This window comes from Bradyrhizobium iriomotense, from assembly GCF_018129405.1.
Taxonomy (GTDB): domain Bacteria; phylum Pseudomonadota; class Alphaproteobacteria; order Rhizobiales; family Xanthobacteraceae; genus Bradyrhizobium; species Bradyrhizobium iriomotense_B.
Genome location: NZ_JAFCLP010000021.1, coordinates 69,392 through 88,137 on the forward strand (window position 1 = coordinate 69,392; position 18,746 = coordinate 88,137).

At 64.2% G+C, this 18,746-nt stretch carries 18 protein-coding genes; 7 read left to right on the forward strand and 11 right to left on the reverse strand.

What is annotated here, in order from left to right; translation table 11 throughout:
• Positions 1 to 81 precede the first annotated feature (81 nt).
• On the forward strand, positions 82 to 804 hold the full coding sequence (locus JQ592_RS31235; RefSeq protein ID WP_211406578.1) for a response regulator: 723 nt from the start codon (positions 82 to 84) through the stop codon (positions 802 to 804).
• A gap of 58 nt (positions 805 to 862) precedes the next feature.
• Positions 863 to 2,227, forward strand: a complete 1,365-nt coding sequence (locus JQ592_RS31240; RefSeq protein ID WP_211406579.1) for a HAMP domain-containing sensor histidine kinase — start codon at positions 863 to 865, stop codon at positions 2,225 to 2,227.
• A 13-nt stretch (positions 2,228 to 2,240) separates the two neighbouring features.
• On the opposite strand, the gene JQ592_RS31245 is transcribed toward JQ592_RS31240, so the two are convergent.
• Positions 2,241 to 3,050, reverse strand: coding sequence for a DUF3313 domain-containing protein (locus JQ592_RS31245; protein ID WP_246820783.1), 810 nt, complete (start codon positions 3,048 to 3,050; stop codon positions 2,241 to 2,243).
• 760 nt (positions 3,051 to 3,810) lie between these two features.
• On the opposite strand from JQ592_RS31245, the gene JQ592_RS31250 reads away from it, so the two are divergent.
• The gene (locus JQ592_RS31250) at positions 3,811 to 4,701 is read left to right on the forward strand and encodes an SH3 domain-containing protein (RefSeq protein ID WP_211406581.1); all 891 of its coding nucleotides are present in this window, start codon (positions 3,811 to 3,813) and stop codon (positions 4,699 to 4,701) included.
• A gap of 75 nt (positions 4,702 to 4,776) precedes the next feature.
• Here JQ592_RS31250 and JQ592_RS31255 read toward each other — a convergent pair whose 3' ends face one another.
• From JQ592_RS31255 to JQ592_RS31285, 7 genes are all read right to left on the reverse strand, one after another.
• Positions 4,777 to 5,409, reverse strand: a complete 633-nt coding sequence (locus JQ592_RS31255; RefSeq protein WP_211406582.1) for a hypothetical protein — start codon at positions 5,407 to 5,409, stop codon at positions 4,777 to 4,779.
• Positions 5,410 to 5,830: 421 nt separating this feature from the next.
• The gene (locus JQ592_RS31260; RefSeq protein ID WP_211406583.1) at positions 5,831 to 6,091 is read right to left on the reverse strand and encodes a hypothetical protein; all 261 of its coding nucleotides are present in this window, start codon (positions 6,089 to 6,091) and stop codon (positions 5,831 to 5,833) included.
• Entirely contained in the window at positions 6,088 to 6,885 is a 798-nt protein-coding gene (locus JQ592_RS31265; protein ID WP_211406584.1) for an adenylate/guanylate cyclase domain-containing protein, read from the reverse strand. The genes JQ592_RS31260 and JQ592_RS31265 overlap by 4 nt, the downstream gene beginning before the upstream one ends.
• A gap of 129 nt (positions 6,886 to 7,014) precedes the next feature.
• On the reverse strand, positions 7,015 to 8,205 hold the full coding sequence (locus JQ592_RS31270) for an adenylate/guanylate cyclase domain-containing protein (RefSeq protein WP_211406585.1): 1,191 nt from the start codon (positions 8,203 to 8,205) through the stop codon (positions 7,015 to 7,017).
• A gap of 112 nt (positions 8,206 to 8,317) precedes the next feature.
• On the reverse strand, positions 8,318 to 8,902 hold the full coding sequence (locus tag JQ592_RS31275; protein WP_211406586.1) for a HutD/Ves family protein: 585 nt from the start codon (positions 8,900 to 8,902) through the stop codon (positions 8,318 to 8,320).
• Between the two features lie 100 nt (positions 8,903 to 9,002).
• Positions 9,003 to 10,211: an ABC transporter substrate-binding protein gene (locus JQ592_RS31280; RefSeq protein WP_246820784.1), complete on the reverse strand. Its 1,209-nt coding sequence runs from the start codon at positions 10,209 to 10,211 to the stop codon at positions 9,003 to 9,005.
• Between the two features lie 37 nt (positions 10,212 to 10,248).
• A complete protein-coding gene (locus JQ592_RS31285) occupies positions 10,249 to 11,196 on the reverse strand; it encodes an alpha/beta fold hydrolase (RefSeq protein WP_211406588.1) in 948 nt (315 codons plus the stop codon).
• A 94-nt stretch (positions 11,197 to 11,290) separates the two neighbouring features.
• Here JQ592_RS31285 and JQ592_RS31290 point away from each other — a divergent pair, with 94 nt between their 5' ends.
• Entirely contained in the window at positions 11,291 to 11,815 is a 525-nt protein-coding gene (locus tag JQ592_RS31290) for a MarR family winged helix-turn-helix transcriptional regulator (protein WP_211406589.1), read from the forward strand.
• Between the two features lie 30 nt (positions 11,816 to 11,845).
• Here the strand turns inward: JQ592_RS31290 and JQ592_RS31295 are convergent, their stop codons facing one another.
• Positions 11,846 to 12,031: a hypothetical protein gene (locus JQ592_RS31295; RefSeq protein WP_246820785.1), complete on the reverse strand. Its 186-nt coding sequence runs from the start codon at positions 12,029 to 12,031 to the stop codon at positions 11,846 to 11,848.
• 161 nt (positions 12,032 to 12,192) lie between these two features.
• On the opposite strand from JQ592_RS31295, the gene JQ592_RS31300 reads away from it, so the two are divergent.
• Entirely contained in the window at positions 12,193 to 13,005 is an 813-nt protein-coding gene (locus tag JQ592_RS31300; protein WP_211406590.1) for a class I SAM-dependent methyltransferase, read from the forward strand.
• A 36-nt stretch (positions 13,006 to 13,041) separates the two neighbouring features.
• On the opposite strand, the gene JQ592_RS31305 is transcribed toward JQ592_RS31300, so the two are convergent.
• Both JQ592_RS31305 and JQ592_RS31310 read right to left on the reverse strand, forming a co-directional pair.
• Complete coding sequence (locus JQ592_RS31305; protein WP_211406591.1) at positions 13,042 to 14,601, reverse strand: L,D-transpeptidase; 1,560 nt, start codon at positions 14,599 to 14,601, stop codon at positions 13,042 to 13,044.
• Positions 14,602 to 14,889: 288 nt separating this feature from the next.
• Complete coding sequence (locus JQ592_RS31310) at positions 14,890 to 16,326, reverse strand: lipopolysaccharide biosynthesis protein (RefSeq protein WP_211406592.1); 1,437 nt, start codon at positions 16,324 to 16,326, stop codon at positions 14,890 to 14,892.
• 262 nt (positions 16,327 to 16,588) lie between these two features.
• On the opposite strand from JQ592_RS31310, the gene JQ592_RS31315 reads away from it, so the two are divergent.
• Together JQ592_RS31315 and JQ592_RS31320 are read left to right on the forward strand one after the other, a co-directional pair.
• Positions 16,589 to 17,677 (forward strand): glycosyltransferase, encoded by a 1,089-nt coding sequence (locus JQ592_RS31315; protein ID WP_211406645.1) that lies wholly within the window; start codon positions 16,589 to 16,591, stop codon positions 17,675 to 17,677.
• Complete coding sequence (locus JQ592_RS31320; protein ID WP_211406593.1) at positions 17,674 to 18,741, forward strand: endo-1,4-beta-xylanase; 1,068 nt, start codon at positions 17,674 to 17,676, stop codon at positions 18,739 to 18,741. Before JQ592_RS31315 ends, JQ592_RS31320 begins: the two co-directional genes overlap by 4 nt.
• The last annotated feature ends 5 nt before the right edge of the window (positions 18,742 to 18,746 follow it).

Genomic DNA, 18,746 nt, shown 5'->3' on the forward strand with positions numbered 1-18,746 from the left:
GGTAAACAGGCGATCCTGTTACAAGATGTAACGCGAAAAGGCTTGAGAGGCCGGCAAAACCTCGCAAGAAGTGCGCCGATCATGACGGCTCCGCATATCCTTGTCGTAGATGACGACCCGAAAATCCGGTCCGGCCTGGCCAAGTTCCTGGGGCAGCAGGGCTTGCGCGTCTCTGTCGCCAGCGATGGCAAGCAGTTTCGGGAAAGGCTGGCGTCTTCTAAACTGGACCTGATCGTTCTCGACGTGATGCTGCCTGACGAGAGCGGACTTTCTCTCTTGCGCCAGACGCAGGCCGACAAGCCGATACCGGTCATACTCCTGACGGCGGTTGCCGAGGAGACCGATCGGGTCATCGGACTGGAGCTGGGCGCCGAGGACTACGTTTGCAAGCCGTTCAGCCTGCGCGAGCTCCTCGCGCGCATCCGCGTCGTGCTGCGGCGCCGATCCGCCGTCGGTCGCAACGACAGCAGCGGACGCTCGACCGTCTTCGTCTTCAGCAAGTGGACGCTCGACATCCGGGCCCGGACGCTCAAATCGCCATCGGGCGCCCTGGTCGAGCTCACCTCCGGCGAATACGACCTGCTCCAGGCTTTCGTCGAGCACCCAAACCGCGTGCTCAATCGCGACCAGCTGCTGGATCTGGCAAGGGGCCGGACCAGCACGTCGGTTGATCGCACCATCGACGTTCAGGTCATGCGTCTGCGACGCAAGCTGGAAGAAAATCCGGAAAATCCAGCGATGATCAAGACAGTCAGGAACGGCGGGTACATCTTCACGCCGGTCGTCGAAAACGATGCCGGCTAGGGACCAGCCGCTCAGCTGGATCTGGCGCCCGGGGATCGGCCGCCGGATTGCCGTGACCATGGTCCTGAGCCTGGTCGTCATTCAGGCGCAGGCCGCCTTTCAGGTCTGGCTTTTTGCGGAACCGGAAGTGCGGTTGACGGGAGCTCGATGGCTGGCCGAACAAACGAGCCATATCGCCACGGAGATCTTCTCGCAGCCCGTCGCGGAGCGCGCGGCGAAATCGAAGCAGCTGAGTTCGCGGTTGTCCGTGACCTGGTCGAAGGAGAGACCAACCAACAAACCCGACAAGAGCCAGGAACCCATCTTTGCCAGGCTCGGCGCGACGATCAAAACCATGCTTGGACAAAACATTCGGACCGTAGAGGTGTACGACGCCGGATTTTCGGTGGTGGCACCGTTTGAAAGTCTCAAGACCAAGCTGGAGCCACCGTCTATCGGCCTTTCATTGGGCTCATGGCCTCTGACCTCGGGCGAGCCGGAGACGCTCGTACCCGCCAGCCTGCGGATCGTCGTTCAGGGCGTCGACAATTCCTGGATCAGCGTATCGTTTGCCGAGCCGACGGTCGCTGGCTTCAACTCCTTCGTCCCGCTGCTCCCCTTGATCGGCGGTGGCTTGATCATCGCGGTCATCTCTACGTTGTTGACCCGCAGGATCGTTGCGCCGCTCGACAGGCTGGTCGAAGCCGCGGACCAAATCGCCCAGACGCGTGATTTCGTCGCGGTCTCCGACCAGGGGCTCCATGAATTTGGCGTCGTGGCCCGGGCGTTCGAAGACATGCAGCGCCGCCTTTTGCTGTTCGTGAGGGAGCGTACTCAGATGCTGGCGGCGATCTCGCATGATCTGAGAACGTCACTGACGCGAATGCGCATTTCCGCCGAGCAATTCGACAATGATGATGACCGCAACGGCATCATGTCCGAGATAGACGATATGACCGCCATGGTGGACACCACGCTGACCTTCGCAAGCGGCGAAGCAAGCGAAGGGACCACTCAGCCGATCGATCTGGCGGCGTTGCTCATCAGCCTGGTCGACGAAGCCGCGGACAAGGGACATGACTGCAGCTACGTCGGACCCGATCATCTTGAAATTGCCGGGCGCCTGATACCTCTCAAGCGGGCGTTCCGTAACCTGATCGATAATGCCGTGAAATATGGCCTGGCCGCGCGCGTGAGCCTCGAAGCAAGCTCGGGACAAGTCGAAGTCAGCATCAGCGACAATGGACCCGGCATCCCCGAGCACAGGCTCGAGGAAGCCATGGCGCCATTTCGTCGATTGGATCAGGCCAGAAGCGCAAAAATTCCCGGCACTGGCCTCGGCCTCACCATCGTGCGTGACGTCATCCTGAGCCATGGCGGGTCGATCAGCTTCAAGACCCAGGATGACCGCGGGTTCACGGCAACGGTACTGCTGCCCAAATAGATCGCAATGGCTTTCATTTCGGCTGCTGGTTGTTGTCCGGTGCACCTTTGTCGGACCATTCCGGCGGCAATCCGAGCCCTCCGGCCACCATCCCGGCTACTCCTGGCCCTCGCCCGAACGCCTCGCAGGCTTCGTATTTCGGCTTGCCGCCCAGTGACGCTCCAAGCTTGTCGAGCGAGGGCAGGCTCGGCGCTTTTCCAAACGGCGATTCGCCCTTGATCAGCAATTCGCCGAAGTCGCCGGCGAATACGCCGGCGAGGTCGTAAGCGTCACCCGCAGTCGAGACCATCGGCGAATTGGTGAACGAATTGGCGCCGCGCGCCCAGATCATGGCGGCCTGCTGCTTCCCGCCGCGATCATGCGCCTCCGCTTCCAGCGTCAGGCTGCCGAGCCCGACCGGCAGGCGCGGTATCGGCGCCATCACCCCCAACGCGGCCGGCACGACCGAAACCACCTTGGATGCGCCCGCCGCGACCTCGTTCGTTGGGGCGGCCTGGGTCACGATCACACGGGTTGTCAGGTCAGCCGGCTGATCAGGCCCGACCACCTGAAACCGTTCGCTCAAGCCGATGCACAGCGCACGATCCACGGCATTGGCGACAAGCACACGCTGTTCCTGTGACAGCGTTGGCGATGCGGCTTTCGGGAATGTCGCCGGCGCGATGCGGACCGTCCTGGCGGCCAGCACATAGTCCTTGTTGACACGGACCAGCGACTTCGCCAGCACGCCGTCAGATGGCGCCATGTTGTCGTACGACGAAAGCGAGCCGCCTCTGGTCAAGGGTGCGGTGGCACATCCAGACAACAGAAATGCGGCTGCCATCGCCAGCACCGGGGCAAAGGATCCATTCGAGGCACAGCCGTGCGACACGGCGGCACCGCGCCGCCGACAGACTCCCACGATCATTGCCGCACCTGCCCGGCCAAGCCAGTTAGCAGCGCGCACTGCACCGACAGCCTGTCCCTGATAACCATTCGACGCCACAAGGGCCTACGCTCCGCCGAACCGGACTTTCAAACTCCCTCCGGCGCTCGGAAAGGGAATACGATGCGGGCGAATGACATTGGATTAAGGGATGTTACGAAAAATTTCGACGAGCCGGTCTCGCGACTTGGGCGGCTCGGCCTTGCCTTGTCGCAACAGCACCCTGGGCTCGACAGGTCGCGACTATCGGCCCGCCGCTGCGACCAACCGCAGCAGCCGATCATTCCATGAGGCGGTTGCAGATCGTTCCCGCGTGTATTATGTTACGACACGTTATTAAGATTGCATACCCGCCCGATACGACAATTGCATCTCGAACTTCCGGTTCGTGAAACAGTAAATTTCTGCGAGGCCAGAGAGGAACGGCCATGAAGCGCCTCCGAGTTATCGGATTGGTCCTCGCGATGACCTGCGGCACGGCCGCAAGATCAACGGCAAGGACTGCAAAAAGCTCAAGCAGACAGCGCAAAGGTTCAGGGGAAACTCTCTGATCCTTCCATAAGTGGAGCCGGCGCTGCCGATTTGGGCCGACAAGAGCGGGTAGCAGTCAGGCCGGCGCCTGACGAAAATGGTCCATCTGCCTACGAAAGGGTTTGGCATGGTGAAGCTCAGAGTTTTGGGAGACTCGGTCAACCTGCGATCCGAACCGTCATCGGCAGGCGGGCAATCAACCGTGATCGAAGCCGTGGCCGGCGGCCAGCTGGTCGATCAGGAAGGTCCGGCAAACGGCCACCCCGATTGGGTCAAGGTCAAAAATGCCGCGGGGACGAGAGGATTCATGAAGCGGATGTTGCTCTGCCAGAACGATCCCGGCCAGCCAAGCGAAGTTCCTTCGAATTTGCTCAAGGCCTATAACGACGCGATCGTGAAGGCGACCAACGATTTCGACGATGTCCGTTACAAGCTTGGCAAGAAGGACCCGGAGACCGGTCTTGTCGATTGTTCGGGCTGGATCTGCTTCGTCAACAGGCTCGCCTTCAATGCGGTCAACCAGGCCGCGGGACGCACGGTTTTCACCTCCGCAACTCTGGAGATGCTGAATACCCATTCCGACCATCAGGTCGCGCTTCCCGGATACCGGGTCGGACAAATCATATCGGTCACCGATATTGATCGTCTCGATTTTCGCCCCGGGCTTCTGATCGGATTGAACTTTGGCGACTACGATTGGGAAAGGGGCCAAGGGCGGGTCTTCGAGATCGACCATATCGTGCAGACCATGCAGACCGACGATGGTACCCTTTACGTCACCCAGAGCTCGAGCGGTGGAGACGGCGTGAACAGTGTGCGGCTTGGCCGGCGAGGCAGCGCGGGCGTCCCCGCTGTCGGTTGGCTCAAAACCATGTCGCAGCTGCTCGAGAGCAACCGGATGCATGTCATCGACATTTTCGGCCTGGCCAATCTGACAGCGCCTGCGTCGATGGGACCGCAGGCCGACGAACCTTTAGAGCTCGGCACGCCCGACCTCTCGCGGGCACCACCCGGCTGATCAGCTCCGACCTTCGCGAATCCCGTTGCCGGCACCATTCCCGGGCGGTCGCTTTCGGCGCCTGCATCCGCAGCACTAGCGTGAAATCACCGGGACAACGGTTGAACTCATCGGAGGTGCGGAATTCGGCGCCAGGTTTCGCACCCGGAACGAAGGCGCCGCCGCCGTAGCGATGTTTGCATTCCGCGCCGGGGCGGCCACTTGCGATGGTATTGCGACCTGCGAGTCCAGCAGCGCCTGCATGTTCGAGAGCGTGCATTTGGTCGCAAGCCGCTGAACGTTGGCATAGGCGATACACGTATTCGGCGGCGCAGCGGCCCCGGCTACGAAATTGTCCATATCGTTCTGAACAAGCTGTCTCACCTTGTACAGATGTGTTCCGAATGTGTAGACCGTCACGTAGTCGTTCATGATCGACTTGCCGAACACTACGCCGGCGGTGGTGATCGTGATGGCCTTGAGCGCGCTTGCCGTCGACATCGTCGCGTTGGCAATCGAGGTCGCTCCGACCAGACCGGCGTCGAGCGTCTGATTGGTCGCCAGTGCATTTTGCTGGAATTTGGTCGCGTTGACGAAAAAGGCTTCGCACACGGCGTATACGTTCGCAAAGCCCATCTGCATGTAATTGTTCGCGGCGACCGGCCCGTCACCCGGGCCATTGCACGCATTGACCTTCGCGACGATCAACTGGTCGTCGACGGCCGGCACACCTCCAACCCATGGTGAGCAGGACGCCAAGCCGACAACAAAAGGTAAAGCCGCAACGCATACAACTGAACGCATCACCCGCCCCCGCAACCACGTTCACGTGTGAGGCTCGCCCGATCACCGATACCCGTCAAGATTGATTCAAAACTATTCAGCTCGTGTGGCATTTATGCAATCATGCAGCTCAACTATCGCATCATGTTACCTATGGTAGCAGCCTTCATCAGTGAACGGCCTGACATCGTCAACCCGACGGAACAGCCGACGGATTTTGCGAAACGGCGGCGCTGATTGGTTGCCTCGACCTCTTGATCGCGGTCGATACCAGCGTCGTTCACCTCGTTGGCGCGCTGGGCGCTCCGGTTTGGACGATGCTGCCTTCCACCCGGACTGGCGCTGGCTGCACAACCGCGTCGGGGCGTCAGTAGAGCCCCGAATAAAGCTCCTCGGTGGCGATGAGATTCCAACGCTTGCCGCGCTTCCTGTAGACATGCGCAACGCCGAACATTTCTCCTGACCGCCGTGCGCCGGAGCCGTCAGCGTCGCGGTGCCATGTGCCGACATCGTGCTCGACGGTGATGATCGCGGTTCGCCCTGCCACGTCGAACACGGGAAACGTGTCGGCAAGGCCGATCCGGGTGGCTCGCGGTGCGCCGGCCGGCCCCGGACGCCACGACCTCACCCCTCCACCCGGTACAGCCGCCACCTTTCCGGCACGCCCTTGAGCCGGTGCACGCCGTGATCTCTCAGGCTGATCGTGGACTGCGCCTTCAAGAGCTCCTTCACCGCGCTCGAGACCAGGACTTCGCCGGCGCGCGCCTTGGCGGCGATGCGGGTGCCGATGTGGAAAGCGAGGCCGACCATCTCGCCGCCGCTGATCGTGTACTCGCCGGCGTGCAGGCCGACCCGGATCTCGAGGCCCAGCGTGCGCACGGCCTTCTGGATCGCGGTCGCGCAAGTGATGCCGGCGGCGGGCGCCTTGAAGGTCGCGAGCACGCCGTCGCCGGTGGTCACGACCTCCTTGCCGCGCGAGCTCTTCAGCTCCTTGCGCACGGCGGCGTAATAGAGGCCCACGACCTTGGTCCAGCGCGCATCGCCGAGCTTGGCCGCCTTTGCGGTGGAGCCGACGATGTCGACGATCAGGATGGTGGCGAGCGCCTGCTTGAGCTCGGCGCTGCGTGCAGCCGTCGGGCGCCGGTTCGCGATGGCCCCGGTCAGCGGCTCATAGCGGTGGTTGCGTCGCCGCGCGATCGCGGCCTTGGCATAGTCCTGGGCGCGCTGCGCCGTGCGGCAGCGGATCGTCTTCTCCTGCGGCAGGCGCGTCCAGTAGACCGTTCGCACGCTACCGGTGCCATGCACCTCCACGGCCCCCCACTTCAGGAAGATCGTCGAGCCGGCACGCCTGATGCACCACGCCTTCGACGTGTACCCGGAGACGTTCGACTGATGGACACCGATGCGAAGAAATTTGGGCATGAACGGGCGGCTGATCGCAGGACCGTCTGGGCGACTTGCGGTCAAGGGTAGTGGCACATGCTCGCGTTGGCAACCGGACAAGGCGCGATCGCGAGAAAACGTGCCGCCGGCCTGCAAAGCCGGCCCGCCTCACCCGGGATACGCAAACAGCTCGATCGGATCGCTGAAACCGCGCACCTCGTATTTGCCGACATGCTCCAGCTCGAACTTCGGCTCGACCTGCTCGGCGAAGTCGCGCGACAGCAGCACGTTTCGCCCGAGCTGCTTGGTGAGCGCCTCGAGGCGGGAGGCCATGTTGACGGCGGGACCGATCACGGTGAAGTCGAGCCGGCTCGACGATCCGATATTGCCGTACATGACGTCGCCGACATGGACGCCGATGCCGTAGTTCAGCGGCGCGCGGGCGCTGCTCCTGTTGCGTTCGTTCAGCGCGGCCATGGCTCCCCTCGCCTCGCTCACGGCATGCAGCAGGTTGGCGCAGGCATCGGGCTGGCTCAGCGGGAAGATGGCGAGCAGGCCGTCGCCGATGAATTTCAGGATCTCGCCGCCGTGCCGCGCGATCGGCTCCGACATCGCGTCGAAATAATCGTTGAGGAGATCGATGACGTCGTCGCGCGGCCAGTTGTCGGAGATTTTTGTGAAATCGCGCAAGTCGCAGATCATGATCGCGGCGCGCACCGTGGTGCCGGTGCCGCGCCTGGTGGCGCCGGCCAGGATCAGCTCGCCGGCATGGGCGCCGACATAGGTCTCCAGCAGCGTTCGCGCCAGGCGATTCTTGATGCGGATCTCGCTGACCAGCGCCAGCACCGGCAGCACGTTCTTCAGGGCCGCGATATGCGCATCATCGAAACCGCCGGGCCGATCAGTGGCGAAGGTGATGAAGTGGCGCTTGCCGAGCGTGTGGTGAAGCGGCCAGACAACGTAGTCGGTCAGGCCTTTCGCCCGCATCTCGTCATAGAGCGCATGCTTACGGCCGAGCGACGGATCGCCTTCGAGCTTTTCGCGGAGCTCGGTCGCGCCGTCCATCATTTCGCTGATAGGACTGCCGATGAACTCGGATCGCTCGATCACGTCGAAATCGACCCGCGTTATCTTCGCCTCGCGCATGCCGTCCGACCACATGAAACCGGCGCCGAGCCATTGCGGATGCTGGATCCGGATGTGCATCGTCGACCGCTTGAGCGGAATGCCCGCCTGCTGGAGACGGATGCACATCTGCGCGAAGATATTGTCGATGAAGCGCTCGTCGCGCGTGCCGCTGGTGAGCCAGTGGACGACGCCGTCGGACAGCGTGGGGGGATTTTGGTGTGGCGCGTTCATATCCGGCCCCTTCGCGGCGATCTGCATCGGGCAGATATCGTGCGCCGGATGGCCGGCGTCAACCTAGCCAGTTGCACGGATTGTAAGATCGCCCGATCGGGACAATTGCCGCCTAGCCGACGAGCTGGATCGATCCCAACACCGCCAGCCGGGAACCGAACGTCAGCCTGGTCCCCTCGGTCAGCTCGACCTTCAGCGTGCAGCCGGCGGGAATGACGAGATCCTCGCCATTGAGACGAAGGCTGCAATCACCGGAAACCGCGTAGACCAGATGGGTGCCGGCGGCCAATGACCGCTCGCCGGGCTCCCCGAGCGCCACGAGCTCGATCTCCGCCGCACCGCGACGGGCCATCAGGTTCACGACCTCGACCGGACCTTCCTCGAGCGCCGTGACGATCTCGAGCTCGCCGGTGAAGCGCACCGTCGTAAAAGGTTCACGCTCGTCGAGTTCCTGCGTGGATGACTTCAGCACCAGCCCGCGCCCCTTGACGACCATCTGCAGGCGGTCGATGCCAGGCATGTAGGAGAACGGACCGGGCGCCACGATCGGCGTGGACGCGAAGCGCCAGAGCAGGCTGTTCCAATCCTTCACCGGACTATCTGCACGATGGGCGCCCGCGATGTCGGTGAAGATGCCGCCGCCGTTCTTCCAGGGCGAGCGGGTGTAGTCTTCGGGTTTGAGCAGGGTGGTTTTCATGTTCCTGGGTCGTCCGGGATTGCAAGCGGGCGAGATATCACGCCCGCATCATGCGCGTGGCGGGCCCGCTTTGCCAACCCGTTCGACGGCCGTCCCGGACTCAGCGGCTGAGGCCCTTGACCAGCGGACATTTGCTCTCCGCGAGCGGCCAGACCGTCTCTTCTGGCGGAATCTTGCGCACGATCTCGAAATAGTCCCAGGGGTACCTGGACTCAGACGGCTTTTTGACGCGGACCAGATACATGGAGCGCGTCACCCGGCCATCGTCGCGAATGTGCGCATCCTCCGAGAAGACGTCCTCGACGGGAAGCGCCTTCATGGCGGCGGCAACCTTGTCGGCGTCGTCGGTGCCGGCGCTGGCGACGGCCTTGAGATAGTGGCGCACAGCGCCATAGACGCCGGCATGCAACATCGACGGCATCATCCCGGTCTTCGCAAAGAACGTCTTCGACCAGGCGCGCGTCGCCTCGTTCATGTCCCAGTAGGACGCCGTGGTCAGGTAGGTGCCCTGCGCGCCCTTGAGACCGAGGGCGTGCACGTCCTGAAGGAACAGGATCAGCGCGGCGAGACTCAGGCCACCTTGCGTCAGGCCGAATTCGCCGGCCTGCCGCATCGCGTTGACCGTGTCATTGCCCGCATTGGCGAGGCCGATGACCTTGGCGCCGGAGGATTGCGCGCTCAGCAGGAATGAAGAGAAGTCCGGCGTGTTGAGCGGATGACGGGCCGCACCCAGCACCTTGCCGCCCGCGGCGGTGATCACGCTGGTCGCGTCCTGCTGGAGCTGATGGCCGAAAGCATAGTCCGAGGCCAGGATGAACCAGCTGCTGCCGCCGGCCTTGACCACGGCAGACGCGGTGCCGTGGGAGACGGCGTAGGTGTCGTAGGTCCAGTGGAAGCCATAGGGCGAGCATTGCTCATTGGTGAGCGCGGTCGTGCCGGGACCCGAATAGAGGACGATCCGCTTCTTTTCGCGGGCCAGCCCCTGAACCGCGAGCGCAACGCCCGAATTCGGCACATCGACGATCGCATCGACGTCCTCGACGTCGAACCAGCGGCGGGCGATCGCGGAGCCAACATCGGCCTTGTGCTGGTGATCGGCGGAAATGATCTGGATCGGCTTGCCCAGAACCTTGCCGCCGATTTCATCGACCGCCATTTCTGCAGCGACCAGCGAGCCCTTGCCGGTGATGTCGGCGGTCACGCCGGCCATGTCGGTGAGCACACCGAGCTTGACGACGTCGCCGCTGACCTGCGGGTGCGCGCCGACGGGAAACGCAAACAGCAGCAGAACGCGCGCGATCCATTTCATCTGCCGTTCCTTTCGATGCGCTGGCATGACCGATATCTCAGCATTTGACGGCGTCGAGCCAGGCCAGGATCATGGCGGCCAGATCGTCGCTGTTGTTTTCGATCATCATCATGTGACCGTTGCCCTCGATGCCGCGATCTGGAAGCCAGAAGAATTCTGCGCCGAGATAGCCGGCCGTCGCCGCATCGACCTCGCGCGGATGGCGAGGATCGCGGTCCCCGGTCACAATCATGATCGGCGTGGACCGCAGACGCATGGGATCGCCGATCCTGAGCCCGCGGCCGGCGATGTTGAAGCGCTCGTTCAGGATGCGCGCGCTCTCCGGCGCGAAGGAGCGGCAGTAGTTTTCGAACGCGCCCTGCGGAAAGCGCGGCGCATTGGCCCAATACGCCGCAGCAAACTCCGCCGTCAGCCGCACCGGCATGGTTTCATCCGAATAGACCGGGTGACCGGCGCTGGCGTCGTCACGCAAGGCGAGGATCGCTGCGGGATCGTCGGGCAGATCGCGCAGCAGATTGGCCGGCGGCCCCGGCGCGATGCCGACCACGGCGCGGACGAGATCGGGACGACACTCCGCCATCCACCATGCCATCGGCCCGCTCGCCGAATGCACCAGCAGCACGGCAGGGCCGATCTGCTCGACCAGCGCCAGCAGCGAGGTGGCGACGTCGGCGGTGCCCAGCCGTGGAAAATCCGCCGGCTGCGGCGAACGGCCGTGGCCAGGCCAGTCCGGCACGAACACATCCCGGCCAGCCGCGGCGAACCGCACCGCCCAGCCCGGCCGCCCATCCGGCGTCGCCAGATAGCAGGTCCCGGTGTGACCGCCGCCGTGAACCATGACGACGGGGGCCCTGCCCGTGGCCGCGCGCGGCGATGGCACATGATCGACATAGACCGGATGCGCCGGCGTTCCCGCATAGAAGCACCGAACCTCGCGCTCGCGCGACGGGTCTTTAGCGCTCCGCCTGGCCGGCGTCGCCTCCATCCGTTCCTCCACAACTATCGACGACGGCCGTTCTTGCGGACCGCACGGCGATGTTAAGATCATGCCGGATCGAAAAGCAACCAGAAAGTCTCATATGAGACCATCACGAAAACCGTCGAACGGCACGACCAAAAGCCTCCAGGCGGAGCGGGAGCCGCTCGCGGCGGTGATCGGGGGGACCGAGCTCCAGATCGCGTACCGGATGGGTTACGTGCTGAACTTCTACCGCGAGCCGTCGTTCCGGCGGATCGAGATGGAGCTCGGCCTGACGCGGCCGGAGATCGTCACCCTGATCTTCCTGAACTTCCGCGAAGGCGTCACGGCGAGCGAGATCTGCGAATTCTCCGGCCATCTCAAGGCCAATATCAGTCGCGGCATCATCGCACTGGAGAAGAAGAAGCTGATACGGCGCGCCGCCGACAAGACCGACAGCCGCCGCCAGCAATTGTTCATGACGGCGGCCGGCCGCGCGCTCTACGCGCGATACATCCCGGCCCTGCGCGAGCGGGAGCGCGCCATGCTCGCGTGCCTCACGCGGGCCGAGCGCAACGAATTCGAGCGCCTACTCGACAAGCTCGCCGCGCACGTGCCGCAATGGGCCGCACTCGACGAGCTCTGAGACCAGAGCGACGCAGCAGGCGGATGCCCCTCACTCGCTCTTGCTGCCCTTCAGCTTCGGCAAGGTCTCGACGATCTTCTGCTTCCCGTCGATGATCTCGGCGAGGAAGCTGGCGCGGTCGATGTCGCCGTTCTGGTCCCAGCTGGCTTCCATCAGCATGCCGGGGGCCTTGTCGAAGGCAAGCGAAGGGATCTCGCTGACGAGATCGACCCGCATGCTGCCGATCTTGATCTGCCCAGCGGCAGCTGCTACGAGCCGATGTCGCTGGAGGCGCGCAAGGCGATGCAGGAACCGGCGGGATTCAGCTCGCTGCTGGCGCGTTGAGAGGCGATCCGTGATAGATTGACTCTCGTGTCCGAACCTTCAGCGAGGCCAGCATGTCCGACACTGACAAGGTTTTCGCCGGCTCGATTCCGAAAATCTACGACGCGTATCTCGTCCCGCTGATCTTCTCCGTGTATGCGGAGGATCTCGCAAGACGCGTTGCCGCTCGCGCTCCTTCCGTGCTGCTCGAGATCGCCGCGGGCACCGGGGTTGTAACGCGCGCGGTCGCGGCGGCGCTGCCGCGCGGAATCCGTTATGTCGCGACCGACCTGAACGAGCCGATGCTCGCAGTCGCCGCGCAGCGTCAGGCGGATGATGACCGCATCACCTGGCGCCAGGCGGACGGAATGGCCCTGCCCTTCGGCGATGCCGAGTTCGACGTCGCCTGCTGCCAGTTCGGTGCGATGTTCTTTCCGGATCGCGTCAAAGCTTATGGAGAGGTGAAGCGCATCCTGAAGGACAACGGCACGTTCGTGTTCAACGTCTGGGATCGCATCGAAGACAATTTGCTCACACATGAAGCGACGGTCGCGCTCGAAAAGCTGTTTCCCGACGATCCGCCCCGTTTCATGGTCCGCACGCCGCACGGCTATCACGACAAGGCGGTCATCAGATCCGATCTCGAACGTGCAGGCTTTCGTGACATCAGAATCGAAACGCGATCCGAGATCAGCCGCGCGCCGTCGGCCGAATACGTCGCGATCGCGCTCTGCCAGGGCACGCCGCTGCGCAGCGAGATCGAGGCACGGGACGCCAGCAAGCTGCAGGCGGCAACCGATATCGTTGCCGAGGCGCTCCGGGCGCGCCATGGGACCGGAGCGGTCGAGGGCAAGATCCAGGCGATCGTCATCGAAGCGCGCCGGTAGTCGCGGGTTTCAGCCTGGCGGGCTTCGCCGTGCGCCCTACCACCAGCTCCGCTGCATCGGCTGCGTCGATTGATAGTACGGGTACTGGCCGCGCTGCCGGCGCGGATTGACCGGTTGCGCGTACGGATCGCGCTGCTGGAAGAAGAAGCCGAAGCCGTTGCCGCCATTGTCCCAGCCGTCGTCGCTGGCAATGTCCATCGGCGCGGTCGGCTTGCGCGTGATGAAACCGCCCTGGGGATGGTTGCTCAGCACCGCGACGAACTCGGTGCGGTAGTTGGTCTCGGCGCTCAGCGGCTCGTCCGAGATGATGATCGAGGAGCGCGGCAGCGCGGTCGGCCCGATGCGATCCCACACCTCCTGCGGGATGCTGATGCGGTCGAGCGCGCTCTTGGCATCGTCGCCGCTTTCGATCGTGACCACGCTCCAGCGCAGACCCGTGTCAGTCTTCGCCATCGCCGTGAAGATGTGCGTGCCGAGCGGCTGGTCGGGATTGCGGATCGTGACGGGGACCTCGATGCTGGTGTCGAACACCTCGCCGCCGCCGTCCGGCGCCGGCTTGTGGGTATTCCGCCGCACATAGAGTTTTTGCGTCGCGCGGCTGATGTAGACGGAGACCGGCTCGAGCGCGAGCTTGGCGTCGGTCGCGGCCTTCACCGCATCGGCCTTCCTCGCCGCCGCCATCTTCGCAGCCTCCTTCGTAGCCGCGACGGCGTCGCGCTTCGGCTGCGCGGCGGCCTTGGCGGCATCGAGCTGCGTCGTCGCATCGGCGGCCTTGGCGGCCGCCTTCTGCTTCAGCTCTTCGGCCTTGGCGCGCGCCTGATCGGTTTTTGCATTTGCAAGCGTCTTGTCGGCGAAGGCGAGCTCGGCATCGGCGCGGGCCTTCTGCTGCTCCAGCTTGCGCAGCGACGCCGGGAGCGAGGCCGCCTCTTTCGCGGCCGCGGCCGCGGCCTTTTTGGTCTCGTCGGCCGCCCGTGTTGCCTCCTCGGCTTCGAACGAGAGCTTGTCAGCCCGGCTCGGCACCGCAGCAATGGCCTCCCGCTTCGGCACGAACAGCGACGGGTGCGAGAAATCGACCGGCGCCGCGTCGTTCGGCGAGATGATCACCCGCATTCCGATGCTGGTCTTGTCGAACAGGCCCTCGGCAAAGCCGAACGGCATGCGCACGCAGCCATGCGAGGCGGCATAGCCCGGCAGTGGGCCACCATGCAGCGCGATGCCGTTCCAGGTGATGCGCTGCATGTTCGGCATCCAGGCATCGTCATACATGGTCGAGCGGTGGTCCTTGTCCTTCTCGACGATGGCGAAGACGCCGGCCGGCGTCTCGCGCCCGGTGGTGCCGGTCGAGACCGGCGCGCGCATGATCCAGCCGTCGGCATCATAGAAGGTGACCTGCTGGCTCTTGATCGACACGATCGCCATGATCGGCTCGCCGGCCTCGCGCTGCGCCACCGCCTCGGCCGGCTGGCGCGCCTGCTTGGCCGCGGATGCCGGGCCCAGCGTCGCGAATGCAACCATCGCCGCCAGCGTCACAATTCCGGGAGGCCCCCAACGCCGCATCGCCACGGTGGATTGCGCCGTTGTCATCAGGTTTTTCATGCCATCCTCGGTCGAAATGCCAGTCCGCGCGTGCCGGTCAAATCTCAGTTTGCGATCTCTAAATTAAGAAATCACAGCCGCCATACGTTCCGTCTGTGGCGATATTCGGCACGCTCCGGCGGCAAATCTCTCATATACGACGGCCCGCACGGGCGGAAGGGCGCTTGCGGCCGGGGCTGGTCCGGAGCTGGCGGTCCACCGCTGCGGCAGAATGTCCGGGGCCTGCCGGTGGTTGCAGCCGGCCTGGCCTGACGTTATGGCGACGAGACCCCGCCAGACAGAGGCGCGCTAGACGCCCAGCGCCTTGCGGTTGAAAGTCCGCAGGACACGGAGCGACAGCGTGCGCACATTCGCGACGTTGAGCAGCCAGGCCGCCGCGGCATAAGCGAGCCCGCCGGCAAGGCTCACGACGATCAGCGCCACGAGACCGGTGCCACTGGCCTGCGAGCGCGCGACCAGGATCGCAGCCGCCATCACTGCTGCGGAGACGGCCACGCCGGCGAGGCGGCTCGCGTCGAACGGCACGGGGTGGGCGCGGTGCATCAGGACGACGGCAACGACCAGGCCGATCGCCTCGGTCGCGAGCGTCGCCAGCGCGGCGCCATAGATCCCGTAGCCCGCCACCAGCACGAACATCAAGGCGACGCTCACCACCAGCGTGAGGAAGGACTGCGCCGCCAGCATGAAGGGACGCTCGGCGAGCTGAAAGCTGATCTGGACGTAGAACTGGTTGGCGATGCCGAAGAAGCGGGCGAGCACCAGGGTCGGCAGCAGTGCCGACACGCCGGCACGGAAATCGACGCCCACGAGCGTGCCCGCAACCTGGTCGGTTGCGAGCGCCAGCCAGATCGCAACGGGTGCGACCACGACGAGCAGCAGCTCAAGGCTCTCGGTCAACCGCTCGCGCATCGTCTCGCTGTTGTTCTCCGACAGCGACCGGAATACCAGAGGCACGGTCGCCGCGGCGACGCTGGACGCGATCATCACCATGAACTGGCGCGGCAGGTCGGCAGCGACGCCGAAGATGCCGGCGGCGTCCTTGCCGAGGAGATAAGCGACGATGAGACGGTCGCAGCTCGAGTACAGCGCGACCGAGAGGCCGGCCAGCGTCAGCGGCAGGCCGTAGCGCGCGAGCTGCATGAACTGGCTGCGCTGGAAGCGCGCGATCCTGGTGCGGTCGCCGACGAGGTTGAGAATGATGCCGGTGAGCGAGCCGAGGCCAAACGCAGCGAGCAGGCCTATGCCACCCCAGCCGAGCCAGATTGCGGCGAGGCCGAAGCCGACACTCGCAACGCTGCGCACGATCGAGATCGCCGCGAAACGATAAGGCCGCAGCTTGGCGCGCTCGAATTCCTGGCCGACATCGACCGCATTGGCCATGATCGCGACGAACATGCTGGCGAGCAGCAGCTCGACGCTCACGTCGCTCCGGAACAGGAACACGAGCGGCGTGGTGGCACAAAGCACCACGACCGTGAGCCCAAAGGCGACCATCGCCGTGCCGCGAAAATCCACCTCCGCCGACATCGCCTGATAGCGCGACACCGACAGCTTGATCCAGGCAAAGAAGATCGCGCCGAGAATGCCGGCAAGGCTGATGCCGACGACATAGACGCCGTATTCCGCCGGGCTCAGGAGCCGCGTGTAGGCGGTGACCGCGAAGAAACCCACCGCCGCCGGCAGGATGTAGGCCACGAGGTAAATGGAGAAATGGCGATTCAGCATGCGAGCACGGGACCGGCGGAGCCTTGAGGATTAACGGGGCGTTAAAACAGTTGGCCTTTGCTGCGGCCATCGCATTGCGCCACCAGCACCGGTCAAGATAGTCGCATAAGCCTGCAAATCGGATCGCGAATGAAACGTGTCAGCGGTTATCGCGCGTTAGCGTTAAATTTGCCCTGTCCTTGTAGGAACCGGCGGGATCACAGAAAAGAAGCAATGATATCAAAAGGTCGCCCGACTTCTCCGAGGCGTGGACGTGACTGACATGGACGTTGCCGAACGAACACGGGCGCACCCGACCTCCTGGCCGCATGGCGGCACCGACGCGCCGCTCGTTCCGGCGGATTTCGGCACGCAAGGGCGTGACAGGATGGTCCTCAACCTCTTCTTCGAAGAGCGGGACGATCGCTGGTTTCCCGGTGACCGCCACATCCGGCCGCTGCTGCGGCGCCTGGTCAAGGGCGAGTCTTTCATCAGCGGACAGCGGCGCGTGCTCCTCAATCTGTGCGCGGGCCTCGACCGGCTCGGCATCCGCTATCGCGTCAATGACTATCGCTACATTCAGAAGCACCCCGAGGAGCTCGCCTGCATCATCGGGCGGCCGTTCGTGCTCGACTGGTTCAAGTGGAAGAACCCGCTCCTGCTCGGCGTCGCCATGTACGATCATCCGGTCGATGCCCCGGCGCGCCTGAACGACCTGCAGGTGAAGCGCGTCCTGGTGCCGTGCAGATGGTACGCCGACATGTTCCGTCCGCACTGGCCCCATGTCGACGCCTGGCCCGTCGGCATCGACACCGACCTGTGGACGCCGACGCCGGCCGACCGCAAGAGCGTGGACGTGCTGCTCTATGACAAGGTTCGCTGGAACTACGAGCGATATGAGCCCGAACTGATCGAACCGATCCGCAGGCATCTCGAGGCCAGCGGCCGCACGGTCGAGGTGATCCGCTACGGTCACTACAAGGAAGACGACTACAAGGCGGCGCTGGCGCGTTGCCGCAGCATGATCTTCCTGTGCGAGCATGAAAGCCAGGGCATCGCATGCCAGCAGGCGCTGTCGAGCGGCGTTCCCGTCTTTGCGTGGGATCGCGGCGGGCCGTGGCAGGATCCGAAGTATTTTCCGCACAAGGTGAGGTACGAAGGCGGCGTGTCCTCGGTGCCTTATTTCGACGCACGCTGCGGCATGACCTTCACCGATGCGGCCGCCTTCATCTCCGGCTGGAGCGAGTTCTGGTCGCATGTCAGCGCCGTTGACTTCTCCCCGCGCGACTATGTGACCGAAAATCTGACGCTCGAAAGGGGCGCGCTTCACTATTACGAGATCGCCGAAGCCGTGATGCAGAACCACGCGTGACCAGGCTCGACAGACGCCAATTTCTCCTCGGCAGCGCCGCGACGCTTGCGGCTAGCGCCTCCGCGTCAGCACGACCGGCTTCGAAGCTCGCCCAGCGCCGTCCCGGCTTTGGCGCGGCGGCCACGCTCTGGGACCTGCAAGCCGATCCCAGGCTCGGCGAGGCAATCAGCACCTATTGCACGCAGGTGGTGCCGGTGCTCGAGCTGAAATGGCCGATGCTGCGGCCGGACGCGCACACCTTTGCCTTCGAGCGCGCCGATGCGATCCTGGACTTCGCCCGGGCGAACGATCTGACCATGCGCGGGCACACGCTCGCCTGGTATCACGACATTCCGGACTGGACCAAGCAGATCAAGGACGCCAAGGGCGTCGAGCGCGCGTATCTCGACCACATCGGCACCGTCGTGTCCTACTACAAGGACAAGCTGACGTCGTGGGACGTCGTCAACGAGCCGATCCCGGACAACCCGAAGGGGATCACCGACCGGCGTGATACGTTCTGGACGCAGCATCTCGGCAAGAGCTGGATTCCGCTGGCGTTCCGCACGGCGGCCGCGGCCGATCCCTACGTGAAGCTCGCGATCAACGAATACGACATCGAGTCGGTGAAGGACTCCTTCATCGCCAAGCGCGCGGCCTACCGCAACCTCATCATGGAGCTGCTCGACCAGGGCGTTCCGCTGCACGCGGTCGGACTGCAATCGCATCTGCACGCCGAGCTCGAGATCGACACGCATGGCCTCGCCGAATTCGTCACCGAGCTGCGCTCCTGGGGGCTCGAGGTGCTCGTCACCGAGCTCGACGTCGACGACCAGAAGCTGACGGGCAGTCCGGCCGAGCGCGACGCCATCGTCGCCAAGCGCGTCGACGATCTCCTGACCGCGATCTCGGCCAGCGGCCCGGTGCGCTCGATCCTGACCTGGGGCATCTCGGATCGCTACAGCTGGATCAACGGCACCTTCGCCCGCAAGGACAAGCAGCCGAACCGGCCGCTGCCGCTCGACGGCGAGTTCAAGCCGAAGCCGTTCATGGACGTCATCAGCAAGTTCACGAAGAACGTTTGAAGCCT

Bases quoted from the DNA above. Each gene is read 5' to 3' on its own strand.
- JQ592_RS31235 (WP_211406578.1), top strand. From the start codon at position 82: ATGACGGCTCCGCATATCCTTGTCGTAGATGACGACCCGAAAATCCGG.
- JQ592_RS31240 (WP_211406579.1), top strand. From the start codon at position 863: ATGGTCCTGAGCCTGGTCGTCATTCAGGCGCAGGCCGCCTTTCAGGTC.
- JQ592_RS31245 (WP_246820783.1), bottom strand. From the start codon at position 3,050: ATGGCAGCCGCATTTCTGTTGTCTGGATGTGCCACCGCACCCTTGACC.
- JQ592_RS31250 (WP_211406581.1), top strand. From the start codon at position 3,811: ATGGTGAAGCTCAGAGTTTTGGGAGACTCGGTCAACCTGCGATCCGAA.
- JQ592_RS31265 (WP_211406584.1), bottom strand. From the start codon at position 6,885: ATGCCCAAATTTCTTCGCATCGGTGTCCATCAGTCGAACGTCTCCGGG.
- JQ592_RS31270 (WP_211406585.1), bottom strand. From the start codon at position 8,205: ATGAACGCGCCACACCAAAATCCCCCCACGCTGTCCGACGGCGTCGTC.
- JQ592_RS31275 (WP_211406586.1), bottom strand. From the start codon at position 8,902: ATGAAAACCACCCTGCTCAAACCCGAAGACTACACCCGCTCGCCCTGG.
- JQ592_RS31280 (WP_246820784.1), bottom strand. From the start codon at position 10,211: ATGAAATGGATCGCGCGCGTTCTGCTGCTGTTTGCGTTTCCCGTCGGC.
- JQ592_RS31285 (WP_211406588.1), bottom strand. From the start codon at position 11,196: ATGGAGGCGACGCCGGCCAGGCGGAGCGCTAAAGACCCGTCGCGCGAG.
- JQ592_RS31290 (WP_211406589.1), top strand. From the start codon at position 11,291: ATGAGACCATCACGAAAACCGTCGAACGGCACGACCAAAAGCCTCCAG.
- JQ592_RS31295 (WP_246820785.1), bottom strand. From the start codon at position 12,031: ATGCGGGTCGATCTCGTCAGCGAGATCCCTTCGCTTGCCTTCGACAAG.
- JQ592_RS31300 (WP_211406590.1), top strand. From the start codon at position 12,193: ATGTCCGACACTGACAAGGTTTTCGCCGGCTCGATTCCGAAAATCTAC.
- JQ592_RS31305 (WP_211406591.1), bottom strand. From the start codon at position 14,601: ATGAAAAACCTGATGACAACGGCGCAATCCACCGTGGCGATGCGGCGT.
- JQ592_RS31310 (WP_211406592.1), bottom strand. From the start codon at position 16,326: ATGCTGAATCGCCATTTCTCCATTTACCTCGTGGCCTACATCCTGCCG.
- JQ592_RS31315 (WP_211406645.1), top strand. From the start codon at position 16,589: ATGGACGTTGCCGAACGAACACGGGCGCACCCGACCTCCTGGCCGCAT.